General features: G+C 72.1%; 22 protein-coding genes and 1 pseudogene. 12 read left to right on the top strand and 11 right to left on the bottom strand.

What is annotated here, in order from left to right; genetic code table 11:
• Positions 1-196: 196 nt before the first annotated feature.
• Positions 197-1,447 (top strand): ATP-grasp domain-containing protein, encoded by a 1,251-nt coding sequence (locus AB0F89_RS34540; protein WP_367130227.1) that lies wholly within the window; start codon positions 197-199, stop codon positions 1,445-1,447.
• Positions 1,444-1,947, top strand: a complete 504-nt coding sequence (locus AB0F89_RS34535; RefSeq protein ID WP_367130226.1) for a methylated-DNA--[protein]-cysteine S-methyltransferase — start codon at positions 1,444-1,446, stop codon at positions 1,945-1,947. Before AB0F89_RS34540 ends, AB0F89_RS34535 begins: the two co-directional genes overlap by 4 nt.
• Positions 1,948-2,119: 172 nt before the next feature.
• On the opposite strand, the gene AB0F89_RS34530 is transcribed toward AB0F89_RS34535, so the two are convergent.
• The 9 genes from AB0F89_RS34530 to AB0F89_RS34490 all read right to left on the bottom strand — a co-directional run bounded on the left by AB0F89_RS34530 (position 2,120) and on the right by AB0F89_RS34490 (position 12,172).
• Positions 2,120-3,247 carry an IS701 family transposase gene (locus tag AB0F89_RS34530; RefSeq protein ID WP_367130224.1) on the bottom strand — a complete coding sequence of 376 codons (1,128 nt, stop codon included), beginning with the start codon at positions 3,245-3,247 and terminating at the stop codon, positions 2,120-2,122.
• 134 nt (positions 3,248-3,381) lie between these two features.
• A complete protein-coding gene (locus AB0F89_RS34525) occupies positions 3,382-3,690 on the bottom strand; it encodes an STAS domain-containing protein (protein WP_367130222.1) in 309 nt (102 codons plus the stop codon).
• Positions 3,687-5,765 carry a glycogen-debranching protein gene (locus tag AB0F89_RS34520; protein WP_367130220.1) on the bottom strand — a complete coding sequence of 693 codons (2,079 nt, stop codon included), beginning with the start codon at positions 5,763-5,765 and terminating at the stop codon, positions 3,687-3,689. Before AB0F89_RS34520 ends, AB0F89_RS34525 begins: the two co-directional genes overlap by 4 nt.
• Positions 5,762-7,597 carry an AGE family epimerase/isomerase gene (locus AB0F89_RS34515; RefSeq protein ID WP_367130218.1) on the bottom strand — a complete coding sequence of 612 codons (1,836 nt, stop codon included), beginning with the start codon at positions 7,595-7,597 and terminating at the stop codon, positions 5,762-5,764. Before AB0F89_RS34515 ends, AB0F89_RS34520 begins: the two co-directional genes overlap by 4 nt.
• Positions 7,594-8,202, bottom strand: coding sequence for a DJ-1/PfpI family protein (locus AB0F89_RS34510; RefSeq protein WP_367130216.1), 609 nt, complete (start codon positions 8,200-8,202; stop codon positions 7,594-7,596). The genes AB0F89_RS34515 and AB0F89_RS34510 overlap by 4 nt, the downstream gene beginning before the upstream one ends.
• Before the next feature lie 517 nt (positions 8,203-8,719).
• Positions 8,720-9,205 (bottom strand): hypothetical protein, encoded by a 486-nt coding sequence (locus tag AB0F89_RS34505; protein WP_367130214.1) that lies wholly within the window; start codon positions 9,203-9,205, stop codon positions 8,720-8,722.
• A complete protein-coding gene (locus AB0F89_RS34500; RefSeq protein WP_367130212.1) occupies positions 9,202-10,809 on the bottom strand; it encodes a thiamine pyrophosphate-binding protein in 1,608 nt (535 codons plus the stop codon). The genes AB0F89_RS34505 and AB0F89_RS34500 overlap by 4 nt, the downstream gene beginning before the upstream one ends.
• A 72-nt stretch (positions 10,810-10,881) precedes the next feature.
• Complete coding sequence (locus AB0F89_RS34495) at positions 10,882-11,709, bottom strand: type 1 glutamine amidotransferase domain-containing protein (protein ID WP_367130210.1); 828 nt, start codon at positions 11,707-11,709, stop codon at positions 10,882-10,884.
• A 28-nt stretch (positions 11,710-11,737) separates the two neighbouring features.
• Entirely contained in the window at positions 11,738-12,172 is a 435-nt protein-coding gene (locus AB0F89_RS34490; protein ID WP_367130209.1) for a hypothetical protein, read from the bottom strand.
• 375 nt (positions 12,173-12,547) lie between these two features.
• Between AB0F89_RS34490 and AB0F89_RS34485 the strand changes: the two genes are divergently transcribed.
• Positions 12,548-14,050: an MFS transporter gene (locus tag AB0F89_RS34485; RefSeq protein ID WP_367130207.1), complete on the top strand. Its 1,503-nt coding sequence runs from the start codon at positions 12,548-12,550 to the stop codon at positions 14,048-14,050.
• 153 nt (positions 14,051-14,203) lie between these two features.
• Here the strand turns inward: AB0F89_RS34485 and AB0F89_RS34480 are convergent, their stop codons facing one another.
• Positions 14,204-15,031, bottom strand: coding sequence for a helix-turn-helix transcriptional regulator (locus tag AB0F89_RS34480; RefSeq protein WP_367130205.1), 828 nt, complete (start codon positions 15,029-15,031; stop codon positions 14,204-14,206).
• A 113-nt stretch (positions 15,032-15,144) separates the two neighbouring features.
• On the opposite strand from AB0F89_RS34480, the pseudogene AB0F89_RS34475 reads away from it, so the two are divergent.
• A pseudogene (locus tag AB0F89_RS34475) lies at positions 15,145-15,345 on the top strand (hypothetical protein); the annotation flags it as partial.
• 33 nt (positions 15,346-15,378) lie between these two features.
• Here AB0F89_RS34475 and AB0F89_RS34470 read toward each other — a convergent pair.
• The gene (locus AB0F89_RS34470; RefSeq protein ID WP_367139185.1) at positions 15,379-15,624 is read right to left on the bottom strand and encodes a hypothetical protein; all 246 of its coding nucleotides are present in this window, start codon (positions 15,622-15,624) and stop codon (positions 15,379-15,381) included.
• Positions 15,625-15,746: 122 nt separating this feature from the next.
• On the opposite strand from AB0F89_RS34470, the gene AB0F89_RS34465 reads away from it, so the two are divergent.
• The 8 genes from AB0F89_RS34465 (at position 15,747) to glgB (ending at position 24,820) form a co-directional block, all read left to right on the top strand.
• Entirely contained in the window at positions 15,747-16,178 is a 432-nt protein-coding gene (locus AB0F89_RS34465; protein ID WP_367130203.1) for an ester cyclase, read from the top strand.
• The gene (locus AB0F89_RS34460) at positions 16,175-16,492 is read left to right on the top strand and encodes a putative quinol monooxygenase (protein WP_367130201.1); all 318 of its coding nucleotides are present in this window, start codon (positions 16,175-16,177) and stop codon (positions 16,490-16,492) included. The genes AB0F89_RS34465 and AB0F89_RS34460 overlap by 4 nt, the downstream gene beginning before the upstream one ends.
• A gap of 49 nt (positions 16,493-16,541) precedes the next feature.
• Positions 16,542-17,345, top strand: a complete 804-nt coding sequence (locus AB0F89_RS34455) for an SDR family NAD(P)-dependent oxidoreductase (RefSeq protein ID WP_367130199.1) — start codon at positions 16,542-16,544, stop codon at positions 17,343-17,345.
• Positions 17,346-17,389: 44 nt separating this feature from the next.
• A complete protein-coding gene (locus AB0F89_RS34450; protein WP_367130197.1) occupies positions 17,390-17,803 on the top strand; it encodes a VOC family protein in 414 nt (137 codons plus the stop codon).
• 186 nt (positions 17,804-17,989) lie between these two features.
• Complete coding sequence (locus tag AB0F89_RS34445) at positions 17,990-19,957, top strand: alpha-1,4-glucan--maltose-1-phosphate maltosyltransferase (protein WP_367130195.1); 1,968 nt, start codon at positions 17,990-17,992, stop codon at positions 19,955-19,957.
• Positions 19,957-21,681, top strand: coding sequence for a maltose alpha-D-glucosyltransferase (gene treS / locus AB0F89_RS34440; protein WP_367130193.1), 1,725 nt, complete (start codon positions 19,957-19,959; stop codon positions 21,679-21,681). Before AB0F89_RS34445 ends, treS begins: the two co-directional genes overlap by 1 nt.
• Positions 21,678-23,003 carry an aminoglycoside phosphotransferase gene (locus AB0F89_RS34435; protein WP_367130191.1) on the top strand — a complete coding sequence of 442 codons (1,326 nt, stop codon included), beginning with the start codon at positions 21,678-21,680 and terminating at the stop codon, positions 23,001-23,003. Before treS ends, AB0F89_RS34435 begins: the two co-directional genes overlap by 4 nt.
• On the top strand, positions 23,000-24,820 hold the full coding sequence (glgB, locus tag AB0F89_RS34430; RefSeq protein ID WP_367130189.1) for a 1,4-alpha-glucan branching protein GlgB: 1,821 nt from the start codon (positions 23,000-23,002) through the stop codon (positions 24,818-24,820). Before AB0F89_RS34435 ends, glgB begins: the two co-directional genes overlap by 4 nt.
• Positions 24,821-24,848 lie beyond the last annotated feature (28 nt).

Below are 24,848 nucleotides of genomic sequence, written 5' to 3'. Positions count from 1 at the left end.
CGGAATTGATCCCGCGGCTCGCGGGAATTCCACGCGACGACCCGGACACCTTTCCCCCGCCGGGAACCGGCGAACTGCCGATCAGGCCGAGGTCGACGGGTCGGCGATCGGCGCCGGCCCGGCGGACCCGCTTCCCCCCGGCGTTCGGCGCCACGCGATAGTCAACCCCACCCGAACGACCTCCGAGAGGGAGACCATGACCGCACGACCGGTGATCATCATCGGCTTCCTGCCGCCGCTGCCCACCCGTCCCGAGTTCGAGGACGGGTCGATGATCCTCGTGGACGAGCCGGACGTCATCCGCAAGCGCGACATCGGGGCGAAGATGGCGGGCGCGCCGATGCTGCGCGAGCTCATCCCGTGGGAGTACCAGCTGCCGGGCGCGGCGGACGAGTTCTACAACGCCCACCCCGACCTCGACCCGGCCTACGTCGTGCCGCTGCTGGAGTACGCGACGCCGTTCGCCGCGCGGCTCGCCGAGCGCTACGGGCGGCCGGGCGCGACCACCGGCGCGGCCCAGCTGCTCCGGGACAAGGAGCTGCTGCGCCGGGTGACCCGGGCGGCGGGCGTCGCCAACCCGGCGTCGACGGCGGTGGACTCGCCCGACGACGTGCGGGCGTTCATGGCCGCGCACCCCGGCCGGGTGGTGCTCAAGCCCGCGAACCGGCAGGCGTCGCTCGGCACGAAGGTGCTGCACGACCCGGCCGAGGTCGACGCGGCCTGGCGGGAGTGCGTGGAGGGCCAGGACGAGGGCCTCCTGGTGCCGGACCGGGTGATGCCGCTGCGGATGCTGGTCGAGGCGTTCGTCAGCGGGCACGAGTACAGCGTGGAGATGCTGGTCCGGGACGGCGTGCCGCTGTTCACCAACATCACCGAGAAGACCCTGTTCCCCGGCCCGCGGCCGATCGAGCTGGGCCACGTCGTGCCCGCCGACGTGGCCGACGACACGGCCGCGCTGCTGACCGGCGGCACCGAGGCGGTGCTGCGGGCGGTCGGCTTCGGCACCGGGATCGCGCACTGCGAGTGGATCCTGTCCGACGGCGTGCCGCACCTGGTCGAGTGCGCGGGCCGGTTCCCCGGCGACGGCATCACCTGGCTGATCGACGAGGCGTACCGGTTCCCGCTGGCCGAGCGCTACTACGAGATCATGCGCGGCGAGGAGCCGGGCGCGCTGCCGTCCCGGGCCGAGCGCGCCGCGTCGGTGCGCTTCCTCCAGTCCGAGCCCGGCGAGGTCGTGTCGGTGACCGGGGTGGAGGAGGCGTCGGCGATGCCGGGCGTGCTGCACGCGTCGGTGTCGGTGAGCCCCGGCGAGTCCGTCCGCGAGCTGCGCAGCTCGTGGGACCGGGCCGGCTCGGTGACGGTGGTGGCGGGCACCCCCGGCGAGGCGGCGAAGCTCGCCGAAGCGGCGGCCGAGACGATCAAGGTCGAGGTGCGCGCGGCAGAATGACCCGCATGTCAACACCAGTCGCCGTGCACACGGTGGTCGACAGCCCGGTGGGCGAGATCACCCTGGTCGCGCGAGACGGCGTGCTCGCCGGTCTCTACATGCGTGAACACCGCCACCGGCCGGCCTTCGAGACGTTCGGCCCCCGCGACGCCGAGGTCTTCGACGAGGTGGTGGTCCAGCTCGACGAGTACTTCGCCGGCAAGCGGACGGAGTTCGACCTGCCGCTGGCCATGGCCGGCACGCCGTTCCAGCGGACGGTGTGGGAAGCGCTCAAGGAGATCCCCCACGGGGAAACGGTCTCCTACGGCGAGCTGGCGGCCCGGATCGGCCGGCCCACCGCGTCCCGCGCGGTCGGGCTGGCCAACGGCAAGAACCCGATCAGCATCATCGTGCCGTGCCACCGGGTCGTCGGCTCGTCGGGCAGCCTGACCGGCTACGGCGGCGGCATCGAGCGCAAGCGGATGCTGCTCGGCTTCGAGAACGGCACGCACGCCTGGTGAGGGAGGTGCTACCGGCGCCTCCCGGATCGCGTGGTCGGCGGTCCAGCGGGTGGAGTTCACCGCCTTCACGGCACGGCGGCAGCCCGCCTGAGGGACCGACCGCCCTCGTCCCACACCGGCGCGGGCGACGAGCGGGTAGCCCGCCACCGGCTGTGGCGGGCTACCCGGGCGGTCACGAGGTGGCGTTCTCCGACGGCAGGTAGTCGTCGGCCGTGCGCGCGCCGGTGAGCAGGGCGTACGCGTGGGCCACCGACACCATCGTCATGTGGTGGTGCCAACCCTGGTAGCTGCGGCCTTCGAAGTCGTGCAGGCCGTAGGGGTCCTGAGCCGCGTTCGCGTCCGCTCGGTCCTTCCGGGTGATCAGGTCGAACAGCTCGGGCACCGGGCGGTCCACCAGGTTGGTGATCCAGTACCTCGTCGGGGCGGTGCTGCCCAGCGGGCGCTCGGCCACCAGCCTCACCGGTGAGCCCTTGCGCCTGCTCGTGTCGACCAGCCGCGCCGACGCCGCGCGGACCTGCACGCGGCCCGCGCCGCGCCCGGTCAGCTGCGGCCAGACGCGGTGCGACGACGGGTGCTCCCGCCAGCCGCGCAGGATCTCCGACGGGCTCAACGCCCGGCGCCTGATCCCCTGGTCCGCCTGCCTGGTCGCCATCACCGCACGCAGGTGCGGCTCGGCCAAGATGCGTTCGTCCCCTTTGACGCCGATCACGTACCCCAGTCCGCGATCGGTCAAGTCGTCGAGCAGGCCGAGCGTGTCGGGCAGGTCGGTGGCGTCGAACACCACCGGCGCGGCAGGCACCCGCAACGCGGTCAGCTCGTCGAGCATCCCCAGTATGTGCTCGCGTTCGCAGATCCGGCCCTCGTGCTCCGGGATCCGCGTGCGACGACGCCGCTCCGCGTCGTCGGTCCACTTCCTCGACAGCAGGATCCGCCAGTTGACCGGCACCGCGGTCTCGTCGACGTCCAGTTGCAGGCTCAACCCCAGTTGGCAGTTGACCAGGCGTCCCGCGTCTCGCACGAACCGGCGCTCGACCCCCACCGAGTGGTCGCCGCGCTTGTGGATGACCGCGTACCCGATCAACCAAGCCCGCACCGGCAACCGCTCCGCGAGGTACAGCGCCAGCGCTTCGCGCACCGGCTGCCAGTCCCACGGGCTCTGGTTGACGAACTGCTGCAGCGACTGGACGGCGGAACCGCCACCCGCCAGCTCGGCGATCTTGCTGATGGACTTGCGCCCGACCGCGTTGACCAGGCCGGACAGGTAGATCTCGGCCCAACGCCGCTGGTCCGCCCGCGGCATGGACTGGAACATCCGGTGCGCGAACGCTCGCGCACCGCCAGCTAAATGCGTCTGCAACTCCACCAGAACTCCCCCAAGTTTCTTGTCTTGGCCCTGTCGCGGCACCCCGTGCCGCGACGTGATCCGGGCGATGACTAGCCGGCCAGGGTCGCGGTGCCCCCCAACCCGCCCAGCGCCAGCGCGGCCGCCACCGGCGGTCGGGCGCCGACCACGATGACCTCGGCGCCCGCGGGCAGCCGCTGCTGGGCGTACACGATGGCGCGCACGGCGACCGGCGACATGCCGGTGACCTCGCGCATCTCGATCACCAGGCGGCGCACCTGCCCGCCGCCGAGCTGGTCGAGCAGGTCGCGCAGACGGGGCAGCGCCTCGTCGTCCACCTCGCCTGCCAAGTGGACCGTGGTCGATCCACCGTTCGAACCCGAGTAGACCGAAGTGCTCATCTCGAACCCTCCTCCTGGGACGGTGTGTGTGCCCACAGCACGGCAACGGACCGCGCTGGGACGCGCAGGACGTGGCCGTCGCGCAGCGTCGTCGCGGCGTCGAGCGGCTGGGCGAACCCGGTGTTGGCGAAGACGCGCCAGGTGCTGTCGGCGGGTGGCTGGGGGAGTGCCACTTCTTTGTCCTCTGGACCGGAGTTCGCGGCCACGACCACAGTATCCAAACGATCCGACAATCCGGGACCCTCCGGATTCGGATCGTGCATCATGGCGATCACCAGGTGCGAGCCCGGCGACCAGTCCGGCTGCCACGGCTGCTCACCGTGCCAGCTCACCGGCGGGTAGCCGCCGTCCGGTGTGGATTCGCCGTGCGGGTGTTCGGCACGCCGTAGCACCGGGTGCTCCCGCCGGAACCGGAGGCAGGCGCGGGTGAACTCGACCAGGTCCCGGTTGCGGTCGGCCAGCGACCAGTCCACCCAGGTCCGCGGACCGTCGTGCGGGTAGGCGTTGTTGTTGCCGCCCTGCGACCGGCCGAACTCGTCGCCGGCCAGCAGCATCGGCACGCCCCGGCTGGTGAGCAGCAGCAACAGCGCGTTGCGCACCTGCCTGGCCCGCACCGCCAGCACGCCCGGGTCGTCGGTCGGTCCCTCGGCGCCGCCGTTCCAGCTGGTGTTGTGGTCCTCGCCGTCGCGGCCGTCCTCGCCGTTGAGGTGGTTGTGCTTGTGGTCGTAGGACGCCCAGTCGGCCAGCGTGAACCCGTCGTGACAGGTCACGAAGTTGACCGACGCGGTGGCGCCGCGCCCGCTGTAGAGGTCCGGCGACCCGACGAGCCGGGTGGCCACGTCACCGGTCGTGCCCTCCCGCCCGACCAGGAACGCCCGCAGCGCGTCCCGGTAACGACCGTTCCACTCCATCCACCGGCCGTAGTGCGGGAAGGCGCCGACCTGGTACAGGCCGCCCGCGTCCCACGCCTCGGCGATCAGCCTCGTCCCGGCGAGCACCGGGTCGGCGGCCAGCGCCGCCACGAGCGGCGGGTCGGCCAGCGGCGCGCCGTCGCGACCGCGGGTGAGCACCGAGGCGAGGTCGAACCGGAACCCGTCCACGTGGTACTCGTGCACCCAGTGCCGCAGGCTGCGCACCACCCACTCCCGCACCAGCGGGTGGTTGGCGTTGAGGGTGTTGCCGGCGCCGCTGAAGTTGCGGTGCCTGCCCGACTCGTCCAGCAGGTAGTAGGAGGACTCGTCCAGGCCGCGCAGCGACAGCGTCGGGCCGCGGTGGTCGCCCTCGGACGTGTGGTTGAACACCACGTCCAGCACCACCTCGATGCCCGCCGCGTGCAGCTGCTTCACCAGCTCCTTCAGCTCCACGTCCGGCCGGTCGCCGTGCGCGTAGCCCGCCTTCGGCGCGAACACCCCGACCGGGCTGTAGCCCCACGTGTTGAGCAGCGGCACGCCCGTCTCCGGGTGCACGTGGACGTTGTCGGTCTCGTCGAACTCGAAGACCGGCATCAGCTCGACGCAGTTCACGCCCAGCCACCGCAGGTACGGGATCTTCTCGGCCAACCCCGCGAACGTCCCGGGCGCGACCACCCCGGACGTGTCCGACCGGGTGAAACCCCGCACGTGCAGCTCGTACACCACCAGGTCCGCCGCGGGCACCCGCGGCGGCCGGTCGTCGCCCCAGTCGAAGCCCGGCACGGCGATCCGGGACCGGTACGACGGCCGCTGCCCCCACTCGCCGCCGCCGGCCAGCAGCCGGGCGTCCGGGTCGAGCAGGACCGGGCCCCGCTCGCCGTCGCGCCCGACCCGGAACCCGTAGTCCGCGTCGTCCGGGGCCAACCCGGCGACGTGCACCGTGAACACCTCGCCGACCCGGTGCTCCGGCGGGAACTCCAGCTCGGTGAGCACGGAGCCGTCCTCGCGGTCCATCAGCACCAGCCACATGCGGTCGGCCCGCGCCGCGGCGACCGCGAAGTTCACGCCGTCGCGCGTCGGGGTCGCCCCGAACGGGGTGGGGCTGCCCGGACCGGGCCGCAGCCCGCCGAGGCGGCCCGCCGCCGCGCTCGCCGTCGCCGTCACCGCTCGTCCTCTCCCAGTGGCCGCAGCCGCACCTGGACCGTCCGCCGCGCCGTGCCGCCGGGCAGCTTCACGGTCATCCTCTCCGCGTCGAAGTCCCGGTACGGGCTGCCGTCCACCAGGACCCGGTCCAGCACGACCCGACCGCGCGGCAGCGCGTCCGGCGCCACCCGCAGCAGGTCGCCCGGGAAGGTCGCGTCCGGGTCCGGCGAGAACCAGAGGTCGAGCGGTTCGCCCTGCCACAGCAGTCTGTTGTAGACGGTGGCGAGATAGCACAGCTCGGCGGAGTGGTACATGCTCATCGAGTGGTTGCCCTTGAGCCGTTCCAGGCCGTGCAGGTACGGCTCGCCGGCGGCCTGGACGGCGAAGTACACCGCGCCGTCCTCGTGGTCGAGGAAGAACGCGTTGTAGAACGCCTCCGCCTCGGCCGCGTGCTTCAGGTACTCGGCGTCACCGGTGGCGCCCGCCAGCACCAGGTAGGCCAGGATCGCCTGCTCCTGCTGCCACCACGCCTTGCGGTCGTGCCACACGAACGCGTGCCTGCCGTCGCGGGCCTGCCGCTCCAGCACGTCGTACCAGCCGCCCCGGCGCGGGTCGCGGCCGACGCCGGGCATGGTCGCGGCCAGCCGCGCGGCCGTGCGGGTGTACTCGTTCTTGGGGCGCAGCGCGTTCATCCGCGTGAGGTTCCACGCGATCTTCAGGTTGTGCCCCACCACCGCGCGGTCCTGCTGCCAGCCCCACGTCTTGTCCGGCGTCCAGTCCGCGTGGAACCGCTCGCGCACGAACGGGCTCGCGTCCGGTCCCCGGTCCGGGAAGTGGGTCACGATCATGTCGAACGTGTGCTCCAGCATCCGCAGGTAGCGCTGCTCGCCGGTGGCCAGGTACAGGTTGAACAGGTACGCGGGGGCGTGGTCGCCGACCGAGTTCCAGTTCTTCCTCGACCTGTTGCGCCCCAGCGACTCCGCGTGCGGGCTCAGCGTGAGCGGGTCGACGTGCGAGTAGTAGCCGCCCAGCCGCGGGTCGGCGTAGTGCCGCTCGAACAGCCGGACCGTCGCCTCGATGTCGTCGCGCAGCCACGGCGTGCCGGTGACCCGGTAGGTCTGGACCAGCCCGCTGAGCGCGTAGATCTGCTCGTAGGCGGGCACGGTCAGCTCGTCGTCGCTGAACTCGGAGGCGAACAGCTTGCGCTGCCTGCCGCCGTCGACCTCCAGGCCGTGGTACCAGTACACCAGCCGGGCGCCGTCGGTCTCGTCCACGAAGCGCAGGTTGTCCCGCAGGTACTCCGAGCCGCGCTCGGCGACCTCCAGGTGCGCCTCGTCGCCGGTCAGCATGTACGCCGTGGCCATGCCGTAGACCAGGCGGGAGATCGTGTCGGTCTCCTGGACGTGCGACTCGGTCTTGTCGCCGCCCAGCCGCAGCACCGTGCGGTAGTCGGCGAAGTCGACCGGGCCGGCGCCGAACTGGGCGCCCCGGTAGAACCGGGCCAGCGAGCGGATCTGGTCCACCCACCACTCGGGGCGGTCGAACACCGCGCCCCTCGCGCTGTCGGCGACCAGCCACATCCGCTCCGCCTGCTGCCGGCGCGCGCCGGGACCGGGGTAGACCGGCCCGAAGCTGAACACCATCGCGCCCGGCGTCAGCAGCTCGTCCAGCCTGCCGTTGACGTCCTGGTAAGGCTCGCCGAGGTTGCGCACCAGCTGGGCCGAGGTCTCCGACGTCCGGAGCACGACCTCGCGGTCGCCGCCGAACGTGACCAGCACCAGCCGGTCGCCCGACGACTCCACGACGTACCCGCCGTAGAGGTCGGAGTAGGTGCGTTCGGGCGCCGTCGTCACGCCGCCACCAGCCTGGACGACAGCTGCTCGATGACGGTGCGGGCCAGCAGGTGGCAGTGCTCGACGGTGCGGGTGCTGATCAGGTCGCGGTCCACCGCCACGTCGGTGTCGGAGTACACCGCGCCCATGTTGCGCACGTCGCTGACCAGGTTGTTGTGGCAGGTGACCGTGCGACCGGCCATGACCTCCGGCGCGGCCGACATCAGCCACAGGCCGTGGCAGGAGAACACCTTCAGCAGCCGCGGGATGCGGAACGCCCGGCGCATCACCTGCACCGCGGGCGCCACGCCGCCGGGGCGCTCGCTGTAGCGCAGCCGGTCCGACACCATGCCGGAGGGCACGATCAGCGCGTGCAGGCTGTTCAGCTCGTGGTAGTCCAGCGACTCCAGGTCGCCGTCCACCTTGAGCTCGCCGCCGAGCTCGCGGCCGGTGAAGGTCAGCGACTCGTTGCCCCACAGCCGGGTGTAGAGCTTCACGTCGGCGCCCGCCTCGGCGAACCGCAGCCGGTAGTAGGCGATCTCCGCCTCCACGAAGTCGCTCTCCATGAGGATGCCGATGCGCAGGCCGGTGAGCGGTCCGGGTAGGACGGGAGCGTTCAGGTCCATTGTGGTCTCCATCAGAAGGGTCCGAAGTGGACTGCCGCCTCGTCGCGGCACGGGGGTGGCGGGCGGGTCGTCCCGCCCGCCACCGCGTGTCACCGGGCGCCCGCGGAAGTGCCGCGGCGCCGCCGGTGGTGGGGAGGTGGATCGGTGTGCGCCCGGCCGGCGCCGGTCGCGCCCGGTCGAGCCGGTTGGGATCGGCTCGGTCCGGTCGCGGTAGTCCGGGCCGGTCGGCACCCGAGCCGGTTGGCACTCGGGCCGGCTGGTTGCCGGCCGGTTCGGCTCGGCCGGTTCGGCCTGGCCATGCCTGGTCGGTCCGGTCCCGCCGCCCGGTCGGGCCGGTGGCGCCCGGCCGGTTCTGCCCGGTCCGGCCCGGCCAGGCTCGTCCCGCCTGGTCGGGCCGGTCGTGCCCGGTCGGGCAGGTCGGCTCGGCCGGGGCGCGGTGGTCCGGGCCGGTGGTGCTCGGGTTGGTCCGGTTCGGGCCGGTCGCGTTGCGGCCGGTTCGAACCGGTCACCCGAGCGGTCAGCCGGCGACCAGTTCGCCGAGACCGCGGCTCGCGGTGTCGGCGACCGGGGGTGAGCCCGGCAGCGGTTGGGTCGAGCTCGTGATCAGGGTGCGGATGCGCGGCGCGCCGTCCTGGAGCACCACCAGCCACTGCTCGGTGATCAGGCAGCCGGTCCAGCGGCTGCGGGCGGCCGGGCGCTGCCAGCGCCGGGACTCCCACATCAGGGTCGCGGTGACCTCGGCGTGCAGCGGCGACACCAGGTCGACCTCCACCGAGAGCACGTCCCGCCGCTGGTCGAAGCAGCTGTCGTTCAGCTCCCGGTACCACCGGGCGAACTGCTCGCCGTCCCGCACGGTCGTGCCGGGCAGCCGCAGCAGCAGCCCCGACCGGACCAGCTTCGCCCGCAGCTCCGCCACGTCGACGTGCCGCTCCAGCGAACCGTGCCAGTCCCGCACCAGGCCGACGACCTCGGCCCGCTCCAACCGCCCGCGCTGCCCGCTCACTCGATCACCAGGTCGATCAGGAACGGCCCGTCGTGGCTCAGCATCTCGGCCACCGCGCCGTCCACCTCGCGCAGCCTGCTCACCCGCCGGCCCGGCACGCCGAGCGACGCGGCCAGCTGGGTGAACCCGATGGCGGGCTTGCTCAGGTCGAACGCGCTCGGCGGCTCGTGCGCCTCGATGCCCTGCTCGCGCCAGTACTGGTCGATGTTGTGGTCCAGCAACCGGTAGCGCCCGTTGTTGCAGATGACGAACTTGGCGCCGATCCCGTACCGGGCGGCGGTCCACAGCGCCTGGATGGTGTACATGCTGCCGCCGTCGCCGGTGAAGGCGATGACCGGCTGGTCCGGCCGGGCCAGCTTCGCGCCGAGCGCGCCGGGGATGCCGATGCCCAGCGAACCGCCGCGGGTCTGGAAGAACCGGCCCGGCTCGCGCGCGGGCAGGTGCCTGCCCAGCGGCTCGCCCGCGGTCAACGCCTCGTCGAACAGGATGAGGTCGTTGGGCGCCTGCTGCGCCAGCCGCTCGGTGAACAGCTCCAGCACGCTCGGCGGCCCCGAGGGCGCGACCCGGTTCGCCCGGCTGACCGGCCGGGTGGCCGCCGCGCCGCCCTGGTGGCCCAGCTCCACGGCCAGCGCCGCGAGCGTGAGCTTCGGGTCGGCCACCACGCCGATGTCCACCGGGTGGTTCTTGGCGATCTCGTACGAGTCGAGGTCGACGTGGACGATCTTCGCGTCCCGGGAGAACGGGTTGTCCAGCTTCGGGAACACCTCGGGGAACACGTACGTCCCCACGATCAGCACGCGGTCCGCGTCGGCCACGATGCGCGCGCTGTCGGCGCCGAACATGTGGCCGACGTTGCCCGCGTACGACGGGTCGGCCGCGTCCAGGTTGACCTCCGAGGAGTTCACCCCGTACACCCTGGCCCCCAGCAGCTGCGCCACGGTGGCCAGCTCGCGCTGCGCGCCGCTGGTCGCGACGCCGTCGCCCATCAGCACCAGCGGCCGCTTGCCGCCGCTCAGCACGGCGGCCATCTGCGCCACGAGGGCGGGCTCGGGCAGCACGCGGGTGGACGGCACCACGGTCCGGATCGCGGGCTCCTCGGTGACGGCGTCCAGCACGTCGGCGGGCAGCGCCACGAACACCGGCCCGCGCGGCGGCGTCATCGCGATCTTCACCGCCCGGCGCAGCACCCGCAGCACCGACCCCGGGTCGGTGACCCGGGTGGCGTACTTCGTCACCGGCTCGGCCATGCCGACCAGGTCGACGGCCATCTGCGCGTCCATCGCGTCGTAGCGCACCCCGGCGTCACCGGCGATCACGACCAGCGGCGAGCCGCCCCGCTTCGCCTGGTAGAGCATGCCGACGGCGTTGCCGAGGCCGACACCGGTGTGCAGCTGCACCAGGCCCGGACCCTGCGAGGCGCGGGCGTACCCGTCGGCCATCGCCACGGCCACGCTCTCCTGCAGCGCCAGCACGTAGGCCATCTCGGACTGCCCCATCGCGTCGAGCATGCCCTGCTCGACGGTGCCCGGGTTGCCGAACATGTGCTTGATACCGTCGGCCGCGAACTGCTCGAAGATCGCGACCCGTCCCGGTCGTTTGCTCATCTGCTTCGTTCCACCTTCCCCAGTGTGGTGGCGGACGCGGCGCGGACCGGCGCCGCGTCCGCCCGTGGCGCCCTACCAGCCGTAGCGGCGGAGGCCGTTCTCCAGCATCTGCACCAGCAGCTCACCGGACAGCGCGGAGTCCGGAGTGGACCGCGCGGTGACGAACGGGTGGTCCACGATTACCGACAGCTCCTTGCCGACGTTGCCGTGGAAGCCGCCGAAGGCGCCGGTCGCGTCGCGCAGGATGTACTCCAGCGGGAACGGGGGCGGGCCCATGTTGAAGTCGACGCCGAGGAAGCCGGTGCCGTCCTTGTAGTCGTACTCCTTCGGGTGCCCCGTGACGTGCTTGCCGTAGATGATGCTCTGGCGGGACTCCCAGTCGCGGGCGAAGGCCAGCACGGTGACGCCGTAGCACTCCGCGAGGATCGGCTTGTCCGCGGCGTGGAAGGCGAGGGTGACCTCGTGCAGGCGTTCGTTGTTGACCATGTCGACCAGCGGGCCGGAGCCGCCGACGAGCACGAGCGCGTCGTAGGCCGCGACCAGGTCGTCCACCGCGGGCTGCAGGGCGCGGTGGTACGCCTCCAGCTCGCGCAGGTGGTTGATCGAGCTGTTGTAGGGCCGCTCGGGGATGAGGTCGGCCAGGCTGAGCGGGTTGTCCAGCCGGTCGGACTCGTCCAGGGCGCGGACGGCGCGGGCCATCTCCGGCGTGGTCACCGTGCGGCCCAGCGGCGGGTCGATGTAGTCGGCGTCCATGCTCGGCGGCAGCGCGTGGGCGCGCTTGCCGGTGGGGGTGACGAAGGTGACCTGGTAGCCGCGGGCGTCGAACGCCTCCAGCGGACCGACCAGCTCCTCCCCCCAGTAGCCGTACTCGGACAGCACCACGAGAACTCGTCGGGTCACTTCTCTACTCCCTGGTTGTGAGGTTCGCTCAGAGCTCGGCGGAGCCGGGCATCGGGTGCAGGGCGTCGACGACGTAGGAGCGGATCCGCAGCCGCCCGGCGTCGTCCCGCACCACCTGCCACGTCTGGTCGGCGTCGAAGCCCAGCCACTGGCTGGTCGCCGCCGGCGGGTTCCAGATGCGCGCCTGCCAATTCACGCGCACCTTGACGTCGGCCACGTCGCCACGAATGGAAGACGTGACCCCGGTGACTTCGTGCACCTCGTCGAAAAAGCGGTTGACGACCGTCCTGTACCAACCCAGGAATTCCTCGACGGAAGTCAGCTTGCCTTCCGGGAAGGTCATCTCGGGATTGTCCTGGACGAGATATCCGAGGACTTCCTCCTCGGTCACGTGCTCGTCCAGGGCGCGGTACCAATCGCCGACGAAGCGGCTGATCAGATCATTGTCGAGGGTTGCTGCCACTGAATTTCTCCCCTGTGCCCCGGGCGGTTGTGAACAGACCGTGATGGCCGTCACCCGCTGTGACATCTCGGTGTCTTGTTTGACGACACGAGTCAATCCGCGTCACAGGGTCCAGGCAAGGCAGCCGGTGCAACTGGGTGGACTTGACGGAATTGCGGTAGCGCCTTGTTCGAGGCCGACCCGAGCGTTGGTTTTTCGAACCGGCACGAATGCGCAGGTGATGCGTCCGGAACGCCTCGCGCGAGCCGCCGGCGCGGCCCAGCCTGGTAGTCCCACTACTAGGAAAGACTCTGGTCTGGTTACCCGGTTGCGGGGTGGGGAGAGTGAGCGCATCGGCGTAACGCCGGCGATATCAAGGAGCCGACTTTGTCTCACATGGCCGACCAAACGGCCGCAGGGCCGACGCCGACGGGCACCGTCGCGTCGGACTCGGCGAGCACGACCAGCACCACCACGAGCACGACCGACTCGACCGCGACGGGACGGCGCCCGAACGCCGGGCTGGTCCTGCTGCTGCTGTGCCTGGCCGAGTTCATGATCGCGCTGGACTTCTCGATCACGAACGTGGCCCTGCCGGTCATCCAGGCCGAGCTGGGGTTCACCACCTCCGGCCTGCAATGGGTCATCAGCGCCTACGCCATCACCTTCGGCGGGTTCCTGATGCTCGGCGGCCGGATCTCCGACCTCTACGGCAGGCGCCGGCTGTTCATCATCGGCCTGGTCGCGTTCGCCCTGGTCTCCCTGGTGGCGGGCATCGCGCAGGACGACGTCCAGCTCGTGCTGCTGCGCGGCGCGCAGGGCCTGGCCGCGGCCGTCGTGGCGCCGGCCGCGCTGTCGCTGCTGACCACCTCGTTCCCCGAAGGCCCTGAGCGCAACCGCGCGCTGGGCGTCTACGGCGCGGTGCTGTCGTTCGGCTTCGTGTCGGGCGTGGTGCTGGGCGGCATCCTCACCGACGTGCTGAACTGGCGCTGGGTGTTCTTCGTCAACGTGCCCATCGGCCTCGGCGCGGCGCTGCTGGCGCCGAAGCTGATCCGCGAGAGCCGCGGCCAGGAGAGCAACCGCAAGCTCGACGTGCCGGGCGCGGTCACCATCACCGGTTCGGTGATCAGCATGGTGTACGCGCTGTCCACGATCACCCAGGGCGGCCTCGGCTGGCTGGTCTCGCTCGTGGTGTCGATCGTGCTGTTCGCCGCGTTCCTGGTGATCGAGCAGCGCAGCCCGCACCCGCTGATCCCGCTCAAGGTCGTCGCGCAGCGCGTGCTGCTGACCGCGAACCTGATCAACGTGCTGCTGATCGGCTCGTTCGTGGGCATCGCCTACATCCTCACCCTGTACCTGCAGGGCATCGAGGGCTTCACGCCGCTGCAGACCGGTCTGACGTTCGCCGTGCTCGGCGCGACCGCGGTGGTGGCCGGCATGGCGGCGGGCAAGGTGTCGGGCAAGCTCGGCAGCACCGCCACCCTCGTCGGCGGCCTGCTGATGCAGGCGGTGGGCACCGTGGCGCTGGCGGTCCTGCCCGCGACCGGCGCGATCTGGTGGATCCTCGTCGGCATGGCGGTCATCGGCTTCGGCCACGTCTCCGCGGTCGTCATCGTCAGCATCTCCGCCACGTCCGGCGTGCCGGACCACCAGCAGGGCCTGGCGGGCGGCCTGCTGAACACCTCGCAGCAGCTCGGCGCGGCGCTCGGCGCGGCGGCGTTCGCGGCGATCGCGGTCGGCGTCACCGGCGGGCTGCTCAGCGAGGGCACGCCGCTGGAGCAGGCCGACCCGGCCTCACTGGTGGCGGGCTTCCGCTACGCGCTGATCGTGGCGGTGGTGGTCTCGGTGGTCGCGTCCGTGATCGGCGTGACGCTGACCCGCAAGCGCGCCGCCGCCTGACCGCACCGCGACGGTGTCCTGGTCGTGCCGATCATCCCCCGAGTCGGCCCGGACGGGTGGTGGGCGTCCCTTCCCCCTTGGCGCCCACCACCCGGTGCCCGACCGGCCGGGACGCCGTCGCGAGTGCACGTGACCGCCCGCACCCGCGGGCGGTCACTCGTACCGGTCGAGGAGGGTCGCGATGCGGGCCGAGTCGACCGGTCCGACCGGCGTCTGGAGCACGACGGTCAGCGTCGGGTGCTCGACCAGCCGCAGGTGCAGCAGGTCGAGGTCGATCCGGCCGACCTTCGGGTGGTCGAGCCGGTTGACCTCGACGTCGAACTCGGCGACCGGGTAGGAGTCCCAGCGCTTGCCGAACTCGGGGCTCACCCGGCGCAGCCGGTCGGCGATCTCGACGTACCGGTGGTCGGAGCTGTTGCGACCGGCGGCGGCCCGGAACTGGCCGAGCACGCTGCCGGCCGCGGACTCCCAGTCCACCAGCAGCGATCGGACCATCGGGTCGGTGAAGATCAGCCACAGCAGGTTGCGCTCGGCCGGCTCGACCTTCGCCGGGTCCAGCCACAGCATCGCCTGCGCCGCGTTCCACGCCAGGATGTCCAGCCGCTGGTCGAACACGTACGCCGGGTTCGGCATCAGGTTGTCCAGCACCCGCTGCACGAGCGAGGGCAGCTCGCCGTCGGGGGAGCGCGGTTCGGCCGCGCGCAACCCGGCCAGCTCGAAGATGTGGTCGCGATCGTCGTCGTCCAGCCGCAGGGTCGTGGCCAGGGCCTCGATCACCTGCCGGGACGACGGGATGTCGCGGCCCTGCTCCAACCACGTGTACCAGGTCAGGCCGACGCCGGACAGCTGCGCGACCTCCTCCCGGCGCAGCCCGGGTGTGCGCCGCCTGCCGCCGGTGTCCAGTCCGACGTCCTGCGGCTTGAGCCGTTCCCGCCGGGCGCGCAGGAACGCGCCCAGCTCACGTTTGCGGTGGTCTGTCATCAGGTGTTCTCCGCGCGGTCGGGCCGAGCCGGGGAAATCGCGGTCATCGTATTCGGCGCGGCGGGTCCACAGGGCGTGACAGCGCATCCTTCCCACCACAGGAGATCGCCTTGATGCTGTCGCGCGCCGTCGACGGGCCGCCGGTGGTGACCCCGCGCGCGGTGAACGCGGCGCCCGACGCCGGTCCGGTCGAGCCGACCAGGACCGCCCGGCCGGCCGAAGACCTGGGCGGCGAGTCGTCGTGGGTGAGCGAACACCCGGCGCCGCCCGACCCGATCGCCCACCCCTCCCGTCCCGCCGGTGCGACCAGTCGAATCCGCTTGGGCGCAGGAATTGTGATCCTGCCCCTACGTGATCCCGCAGCGCCCGCCCAGCGGCGGATCTCGCCGGGCGTGCCGGTCGGCCGGCTTTCGGGCATGGCGTCGGGTGCGCCGAACACGTGTTCCCCCGGCGCGAGAAAAACCGTCCGCCATCACCGACAGGTACGCGCTCACGGCATTGCGCGGCGCGGTCACGCATTCGCGCGGGAAATCCTCGTCGACCGACTGCGTGCGCACGCACGCGCCGAAGGGGAATGGCGACGCGCCGTTCACCGGTCGAGCGCTCCCGGCACGTCTCAGCGCAGTTGCCACAGTGGACCCGGGCTGATTGTCCGACCTGCCCCCGGTCGGCAGTCTGGTCGTGCACAGTCCACACGGCACCGGAGGAAAACCCAGTGACCACAACAGATCCGCTGCGCGTCGAGGAGCAGAACGTCCTCGCGATCCGCACGCTCAACGACGTCGTCAACGAGCGCCGCTACGACGACATGGACGAGCTGTTCGCGCCCGGCTTCACCGACAACAACCCGGCGTGGAGCGTCCGCGACGTCGCCGAGCTGAAGGTGCTGCTGGCCGAGGCGCACGAGGCGATGGCGTTCACCTCGCACCACGACCTGATCTACCCGGCGGGCGATGACAAGGTCGTCATCCACATCACCTTCACCGGCCGGTTCGTCAAGGACTTCCTCGGTCAGCGCGCCACCGGCGAGCCGATCGCGTGGACCAGCATCGAGGTCTTCCGCTTCGAGCACGGCAAGATCGCCGAGCGCTGGGTCCAGGCCGACACCGCCGGCCTGCTCCGCCAGCTCGGGGTGCCGCTGCCGTGACCACGTCCGTGAAGGGGATCACCGTGCCCACGTTCCTGCTGCACATCACCGTCAAGCCCGAGCACCAGGCCGAGGCCGTCGAGGTGCTGGCCGAGATCCAGCGCCTGTCCCTGGTGGACGAGGGCTGCGTGGACTTCGTCTGGCTGCGCCACGAGGAGGACGGGAACAAGTTCACCCTCTTCGAGCGCTGGGAGAGCCAGGAGAACCTGGACGACCACCTCGCCAAGATCATCCCGGTGTGGGAGGAATTCGCCCACTGCCTGGAGGGCGACCCCGTCTCGCAGAGCGTGCGGGCCGTCACCGAACTGGCCTGACCGGCGTCACGGCGCCCGGTCGAGAGTCGAACACCCGAGGAGAACACCGTTGAAGGACCGCACTTTCCTGGTCACCGGCGCCACGGACGGGCTCGGCCTGGACCTGGCGCGCAGGCTCGCCGCCACCGGGGCCGACCTGATCATCCACGGTCGTGACGAGCAACGCCTCGCCAACGCGGCGCGGGACGTGGGCGGGAACGCGCGGACCTACCTGGCGGACTTCGCCGACCTCGACCAGGTCCGCGACCTGGCCGCGCGCCTGGCCGACGACGGCGCGCGGGTGGACGTGCTGATCAACAACGCCGGCATGGGCGCGGGCCGCCGCGACGACCGGCGCCTGGAGAACCAGGCGGGACACGAACTCAGGTTCGCCGTGAACCACCTCGCCCCGTTCCTGCTCACCAGGCTGCTGCTCCCGCTGCTGTCACCCGCCGCCCGGATCGTCACCGTCGCGTCGGCCGGGCAGAGCCCGATCGACTTCGACGACGTGATGCTGCACCGGGGTTACGAGCCGCTGCGCGCCTATCGGCAGAGCAAACTGGCGCAGATCGCGACCTGCTTCGAGCTGGCCCAGCGGCTCGACCCGGCGCAGGCCACGGTGAACAGCCTGCACCCGGCGTCGTTGATGGGCACCAAGATGGTCCACGAGACCTTCGGCTACACCATGAGCACCGTGGCGGAGGGCTCCGAGGCGACGTTGCGCCTCGCGCTCTCCGACGACCTCGCCGGGATCACCGGGCGCTACTACGACGGCGTCCGCGAGGCCCGCGCGCACGAGCAGTGCTACGACCCGTCCGCGCGGCAGCGGCTGTGGCGGCTCAGCAGCGAGCTGGTCGGGCTGCCCGCGGACTGACGCGGCGGACGGGTCGCCGACCGACCTCACCGAAAGGCGATCCCATGAAGTGGTCCCACGTCGCGCTCAACTGCCGCGACCTGGCAGCGACCGAGGATTTCTACACGCGCTGGTTCGGCTTCAAGCGCGCCCGGTTCTTCGACCTGGGGGAGACGTCGATCGTCTTCCTGAAATCGGGCGACGTGTACTTGGAGCTGTTCGGCGGCGCCGCGGTGGACGCGGCCGGCGCGCCCACGCTGGTGGAGCGCGACGGCCCGGACAACGTCGGCGCGGTCCGGCACCTGGCCTTCCAGGTGGACGACGTCGACGCCCTGCTCCGGCAGATGGGCGACGACGCGCAGGTCAACCTGGGTCCGGTCGACTTCGACAGCTTCATCCCGGGTTGGCGCAGCGCCTGGCTGACCGACCCCGACGGCGTCGTGGTCGAGGTGAGCCAGGGCTACCGCGACGAACTGTAGGAAATACCGCCCGGAACCCGGCGTCGACATTGTCGACTGCCGGGTTCCGTGCTTTTCCGGGCTACTACGTGAAATTTTCCCAGTGGTTCCGGATTGATGGTCAAGGAGTTTGCCCGGGTTCATTCTCGATTGGGTGGGCGATTCCCGAGGGAGCGCCCACGTCTCCCAGTCCGAGAGGTGGACCTGATGAAGGAAGACGCGACGGTGGGCAGGCTCGTCGTCGACGACGTCTCCCCGGCGGTGTCGTCGGGGACGAGGCCGGCCAAGGCCGTGGTCGGCCGGCACGTGACCGTACGCGCCGCGGTGTGGCGCGAGGGGCACGACGCGGTGGCCGCGACGGTGGAGTGGAGCGGACCCGACGGCGCCCGGCTGAGCACCCGGATGCGCCTGGAGGAACCGGGCGCGGACCGCTGGGCCGCGGTGATCGTGCCGGACGCGGTCGGCGAGTGGGAGTTCCGGGTGGACGCCTGGTCCGACCCGTGGTCGACGTGGCTGCACGCGATCCGCGCCAAGACCGGCGCCGGGCAAGGCGCGACCGAACTGGCCAACGACCTGGAGATCGGCGCCCGGCTGCTGGAACGGGCGGCGCTCGCCGAGGGCGCGAACGGCGTGCTGCTGCGCGACGCCGCGGTCCGGCTGCGCTCGGGCGCGCTGCCGCTGACCGACCGGCTCGCCGCGGCCCTGGACGAGGCCGTGCTGGCCGAGGTGCACGAGCACCCGGTGCGCGACCTGGTCACCGAGGGCGTGCCGCACCGGCTGTGGGTGGACCGGCCGAAGGCCGCGTTCGGCTCCTGGTACGAGTTCTTCCCGCGCTCCACGGGCGGCGTCGACGACCGCGGCCGACCGGTGCACGGCACGTTCCGCACCGCGGCGCGGGAGCTGGACCGGATCGCCGCGATGGGCTTCGACGTGGTGTACCTGCCGCCGATCCACCCGATCGGCGAGGTCAACCGCAAGGGCAAGGACAACAGCCTGGTCGCGCTGGACGGCGACGTCGGCTCGCCCTGGGCGATCGGCTCCGCCCACGGCGGGCACGACGCCATCCACCCGGACCTGGGCACGTTCGCCGACTTCGACGCGTTCGTGGCCAGGGCGGCGAGCCTCGGCGTCGAGGTGGCGCTGGACCTGGCGCTGCAGTGCGCGCCCGACCACCCGTGGGTGGCGCGGCACCCGGACTGGTTCACCCGGCTGCCCGACGGCAGCGTGGCGTTCGCCGAGAACCCGCCCAAGAAGTACCAGGACATCTACCCGCTCAACTTCGACGACGACCCCGAGGGCCTGTACGCCGAGGTGCTGCGGGTGGTCGAGCTGTGGATCGACCACGGGGTGCGCGTCTTCCGGGTCGACAACCCGCACACCAAGCCGCCGGACTTCTGGGCGCGGCTGATCGCGGAGGTGCACCGGGACCGGCCGGACGTGCTGTTCCTGGCCGAGGCGTTCACCCGGCCCGCGCGGCTGTACGGCCTGGCCCGGCTCGGCTTCACCCAGTCCTACACCTACTTCACCTGGCGCACCGACAAGGCGGAGCTGGAGGACTTCGGCCGCGAGCTGGCCGCGCACGCGCACGAGGCCAGGCCGAACCTGTTCGTGAACACGCCGGACATCCTGCCCCGGCACCTCCAGGAGGGCGGACCGGCGACGTTCGCCATCCGCGCCGCCCTGGCCGCGCTGCTGTCGCCGACCTGGGGCGTCTACTCCGGGTTCGAGCTGTTCGAGCACGAGGCCGTCGCGCCGGGCAGCGAGGAGTACCGGCACTCCGAGAAGTACGAGCTGCGCCCGCGCGACTACGCCGGCGCACGGGCCAGGGGCGAGTCCCTGGAGCCGTGGCTGGCGCTGCTCAACCGCGTCCGCCGGGCGCACCCGGCGCTGTGGTCGCTGGACGGCCTGGCGTTCCACCACGTCGACAACCCCGCGCTGCTGGCCTTCTCCAAGCGCGACCCCGCGACCGGCGACACCGTGCTGGCCGTGGTGACCCTCGACCCCGACCACCCCCAGGAGGGCACGTTGACCCCCGACCTCGCCGCACTCGGCGTCCCGGACGACTTCACCGCGCACGACGAGGTGACCGGCCAGACCTGGGACTGGGGCGCGCGCAACTACGTGCGCCTCGACCCGACCCGTGCCGTGGCGCACGTCGTGGCGGTGAAGGGCTGATGCCGCGCCGCCTGCTGCCCAGCGGCGAGTCGCCCCTCGTCGCCACGCCCATCGGCGTCGAGCCGGAGTGGTACAAGTCCGCGATCTTCTACGAGGTGCTGGTCCGCGCGTTCAGCGACAGCAACGGCGACGGCTCGGGCGACCTGCGCGGCCTGGCCGAGCACCTGGACTACCTGCAGTGGCTCGGCGTGGACTGCCTGTGGCTGCCGCCGTTCTACGACTCGCCGCTGCGCGACGGCGGGTACGACATCCGCGACTTCCGGGCGCTGCTCGCCGAGTTCGGCACCATCGAGGACTTCGTGCACCTGCTGGACGAGGCGCACAAGCGCGGCATCCGGGTCATCACCGACCTGGTGCTCAACCACACCTCGGACTCGCACCACTGGTTCCAGCAGTCGCGGACCGACCCCGACGGGCCGTACGGCGACTTCTACGTGTGGAGCGACGACGACTCGAAGTACGCCGACGCCCGGATCATCTTCGTGGACACCGAGTCCTCGAACTGGACCTACGACCCGGTGCGCGGCCAGTTCTACTGGCACCGGTTCTTCTCCCACCAGCCCGACCTGAACTTCGACAACCCGGCCGTGCAGGAGGCGATGCTCGACGTCCTGCGGTTCTGGCTGGACCTGGGCATCGACGGGTTCCGGCTGGACGCGGTGCCGTACCTGTTCGAGCGCGAGGGCACCAACGGCGAGAACCTGCCGGAGACGCACGACTTCCTGCGGCTGTGCCGCAAGGTCGTGGACGACGAGTACCCGGGCCGGGTGCTGCTCGCCGAGGCCAACCAGTGGCCCTCGGACGTGGTGCACTACTTCGGCGACCCGGGCGTCGGCGGCGACGAGTGCCACATGGCGTTCCACTTCCCGCTGATGCCGCGCATCTTCATGGCCGTGCGGCAGGAGTCGCGGGTGCCGATCTCGGAGGTGCTGGCGTCCACGCCGGAGATCCCGTCCGGCGCGCAGTGGGGCATCTTCCTGCGCAACCACGACGAGCTGACGCTGGAGATGGTCACGGACGAGGAACGTGACTACATGTACTCCGAGTACGCCAAGGACCCCCGGATGAAGGCCAACATCGGCATCCGGCGGCGCCTGGCGCCCCTGCTGGACAACGACCGCAACCAGCAGGAGCTGTTCACCGCGATGCTGCTGTCGCTGCCCGGCTCGCCGGTGCTGTACTACGGCGACGAGATCGGCATGGGCGACAACATCTGGCTCGGCGACCGCGACGGCGTGCGCACCCCGATGCAGTGGACGCCCGACCGCAACGGCGGGTTCAGCTCCGGCGACCCGGGCCGGCTGTACCTGCCGGTGATCTCCGACCCGGTCTACGGCTACCAGAGCCTCAACGTGGAAGCGCAGATCGACACCCCCGGCTCGCTGCTGCGCTGGACCAAGCGGATGATCGACGTCCGCCGCCGGCACGGCGCGTTCGGCCTCGGCGGGTACCGCGAGCTGCCGTCCGGCAACGCCGCCGTGATGACCTACCTGCGCGAGCACGTCTCCGAGGACGGCCGCCAGGACATCGTGCTGTGCGTGAACAACCTGTCCCGGCACCCGCAGGCGGTCGAGCTGGACCTGCGCGAGTTCCAGGGGCACGAGCTGACCGAGCTGACCGGCGGGGTGGAGTTCCCGGTCATCGGCGTGGCGCCGTACCAGATCACGCTGCCCGGTCACGGTTTCTACTGGTTCGCCATCCAGATGGAGGTGCCTTCGCGATGACCACTGCCATCACCGGGTTCTCCGGCCTGGCCGGGTGGCTGCCGCGGCAGCGGTGGTTCCCCGCCGAGGACGCGGGCGAGGTGACCGTCGAGCGGGTCGAGGTGTTCGCCGACGGGCCGGGCGACAGCGGCCAGGTGCGGGGCGTGATCGCCGTCGTCGACACCGCCCACGGCCGCTTCCACGTGCCCGTCGGCATCCGCGCGGACCTGCCCGCGGGCCTGGCGGACGCCGTGATCGGGACCGCGGGCGACGAGGTGCACTACGACGCGCTGGCCGACCCCGAGCTGGTCACCCGGCTGTACGAGCTGGTGGCGCGGTCCGGGACGGCGGGCGCCGTCGAGTTCCGGCCGGAGCCCGGCGTCGACCTGCCCGAGGACCCCGGCGACGTGCGCCCGATGGGCGTGGAGCAGTCCAACACCTCGCTGGTGGTCGGCGACCACAGCGTGCTCAAGCTGTTCCGGCGGGTGTGGACGGGGGAGAACCCCGACCTCACGCTGCACCGGGTGCTGCGCGACAGCCTGTACGTGCCGCGGTTGCTGGGTTCGATCACCCTCGACGGCACGGACACCCTCGGCCTGGTCGAGTCCTTCGTGGACAACGGGGTCGACGGCTGGGAGGCCGCCCGGGTCGACCTGGGCCACACCCTGACCGGCACGACCCGCGAGCTGGACCTGGTCGGCGAGCTGGGTCGGCTCGGGGTCGCCGTCGCGGCCGTGCACGCCGACCTGGGGCGCGCGCTCGGCTCCGCGCCCGCCGACCACGGGGCGGTCGCCGACCGGTTCCTGACCCGGCTGGCCGAGGCGCTGGAGGTCGCGCCGACGCTGCGGCCCTACGCGGCGGCGCTGCGGGTGGCGCTGGGCGACCGGGTCCGGGCCGCTTCGCCGGGCGAGGTGCAGCGCGTCCACGGCGACCTGCACCTCGGGCAGGTGCTGCGCGGCAACGGCCGGTGGGTGCTGCTGGACTTCGAGGGCGAGCCGTCCGCGCCGCCCGCCGAGCGGGCCCGGCCGGACTCGCCGCTGCGCGACGTGGCCGGGATGCTGCGGTCGCTGGACTACGTGGCCGGGCACCACCGGCTGACCGCCACGTACTGGTCGGTGGAGGACGAGCGGCGCAGCCGGCACTGGGTGCGCGACACGCAGCGGGCGTTCCTCGCCGGGTACGCCAGCGAGTCCGGGGTCGACCTGCGGGCCGCGTCCGCGCTGCTGCGCGCCTACCAGCTGGACAAGGCGCTGTACGAGGTGCGGTACGAGGCGGCGAACCGGCCGGGTTGGCTGCCGGTGCCGCTGCGGGCCGTGCGCGAGCTGATCGGCGGCGCGTCGTGACGGCCGTCGCCGCGCCCGTGCTGACCGACCTGGACCGCCACCTGATCGCCGAGGGCAGGCACGAGCGGCTGTGGGAGGTGCTGGGGGCGCACGTCGTGGACGACGGCGTGCGCTTCACCCTCTGGGCGCCCGGGGCGCGGGCGGTGCGGGTCAGCGGCGACTGGGGCCCCGAGGTCGACCTGGTGTGCGACCCGCTGGTCCCGGTGTGGCGGACGGTGGCGCCGCTGGCGCGGGCCGGGCACCGCTACCGGTTCCACATCCTGTGCGCGGACGGCGTGTGGCGCGGCAAGTCCGACCCGATGGCGTTCCGCACCACGCCGCCGCCGGTGGTCGAGTCGGTGGTGGCGCGATCGGAGCACGTGTGGGCCGACGGCTCGTGGCGGCACCGGCCGGACCGGATCAGCGTCTACGAGGTGCACCTCGGCTCGTGGCGGGCGGGCCTGGGCTACCGGGAGGCGGCCGAGCAGCTGGCCGACCACGTCGTGGACCTGGGCTTCACGCACGTGGAGCTGATGCCGGTGGCCGAGCACCCGTACGGCGGCTCCTGGGGCTACCAGGTGACGTCGTACTACGCGCCGACCGCCCGGTACGGCAGCCCGGACGACCTGCGGCACCTGGTGGACGTGCTGCACCGCCGGGGCATCGGCGTGATCCTGGACTGGGTGCCCGCGCACTTCCCGAAGGACGACTGGGCGCTGGGGCGGCTGACCGGCGTCCCGGTGTACGAGCACCCCGACCCGCGCCGGGGCGAGCACCCGGACTGGGGCACCTACGTGTTCGACCACGGGCGCCCGGAGGTGCGCAACTTCCTGGTGGCCAACGCCCTGTACTGGATCGAGGAGTTCCACGTCGACGGCCTGCGGGTCGACGCGGTGGCGTCGATGCTCTACCGCGACTACTCGCGCGGACCGGGGGAGTGGGAGCCCAACGAGCGCGGCGGCAACGAGAACCTGGAGGCGGTGGCGTTCCTGCGCGAGCTGACCGCCACCGTGGCCGGGCTGCACCCGGACGCGCTGCTGATCGCCGAGGAGTCGACCACCTGGCCGGGCGTCACGTCGTCGTCCGGCCTCGGCTTCGACCGCAAGTGGAACCTGGGCTGGATGCACGACACCCTGCGCTACTTCCGCGACGGCGACTACGACCGGCTCAAGCTGCCGCTGGACTACGCGTGGAGCGAGCGCTACCTGCTGCCCCTGTCGCACGACGAGGTCGTGCACGGCAAGGGCTCGCTGATCGCCAAGACCGGTGGCGCGGCGGGGCTGCGGGTGCTGCTCGCGCACATGTGGGCGCACCCCGGCGGCCAGGTGCTGTTCATGGGCGGTGAGCTCGGCCAGCCGCACGAGTGGGCCGACCACCGCGAGCTGGCGTGGGACCTGCTGGCCGACCCGGTGCACGCGGGCCTGGCCCGCCTGGTGGCCGCGCTGAACCGGGTGCAGGCGGAGTTCCCCGCGCTGCACCGGGCGGACGACCGGCCGGACGGCTTCGAGTGGCTGGTGGACGACGACCCGGAGCGCGGCGTGGTGGCCTTCACCCGCCGTGCGCCCGGCGCCGCCGACGTGGTCTGCGTGGCGAACTTCGGCGACCGGTCGCGGCCCGGCTTCCGGCTGCCGCTGCCGTCGGCCGGGGTGTGGGAGGTGGTGCTGCACACCGAGGCCGTCGAGTTCGGCGGTTCCGGCGCCCTCGAAGCGGTGGTGGCCGTGCCGGACGCCGCCGCGACGCCCGGCGCCTCCCGCCGCACCGCGCGCGACGCCGACGTGCGCGCGGTGGCGGAGTTGGTGCTGCCCCCGCGTTCCGCGGTCTGGCTCTCCCGCGCCTGACCACGCGAAAAGGCTCGTAGGACGGTCG

It is taken from the genome of Saccharothrix sp. HUAS TT1, assembly GCF_040744945.1.
In the GTDB taxonomy this organism is placed as follows: Bacteria; Actinomycetota; Actinomycetes; order Mycobacteriales; family Pseudonocardiaceae; genus Actinosynnema.
The sequence above is the reverse complement of the archived record's forward strand: the minus strand, read 5'-3'. Positions and strand labels throughout refer to the sequence as shown.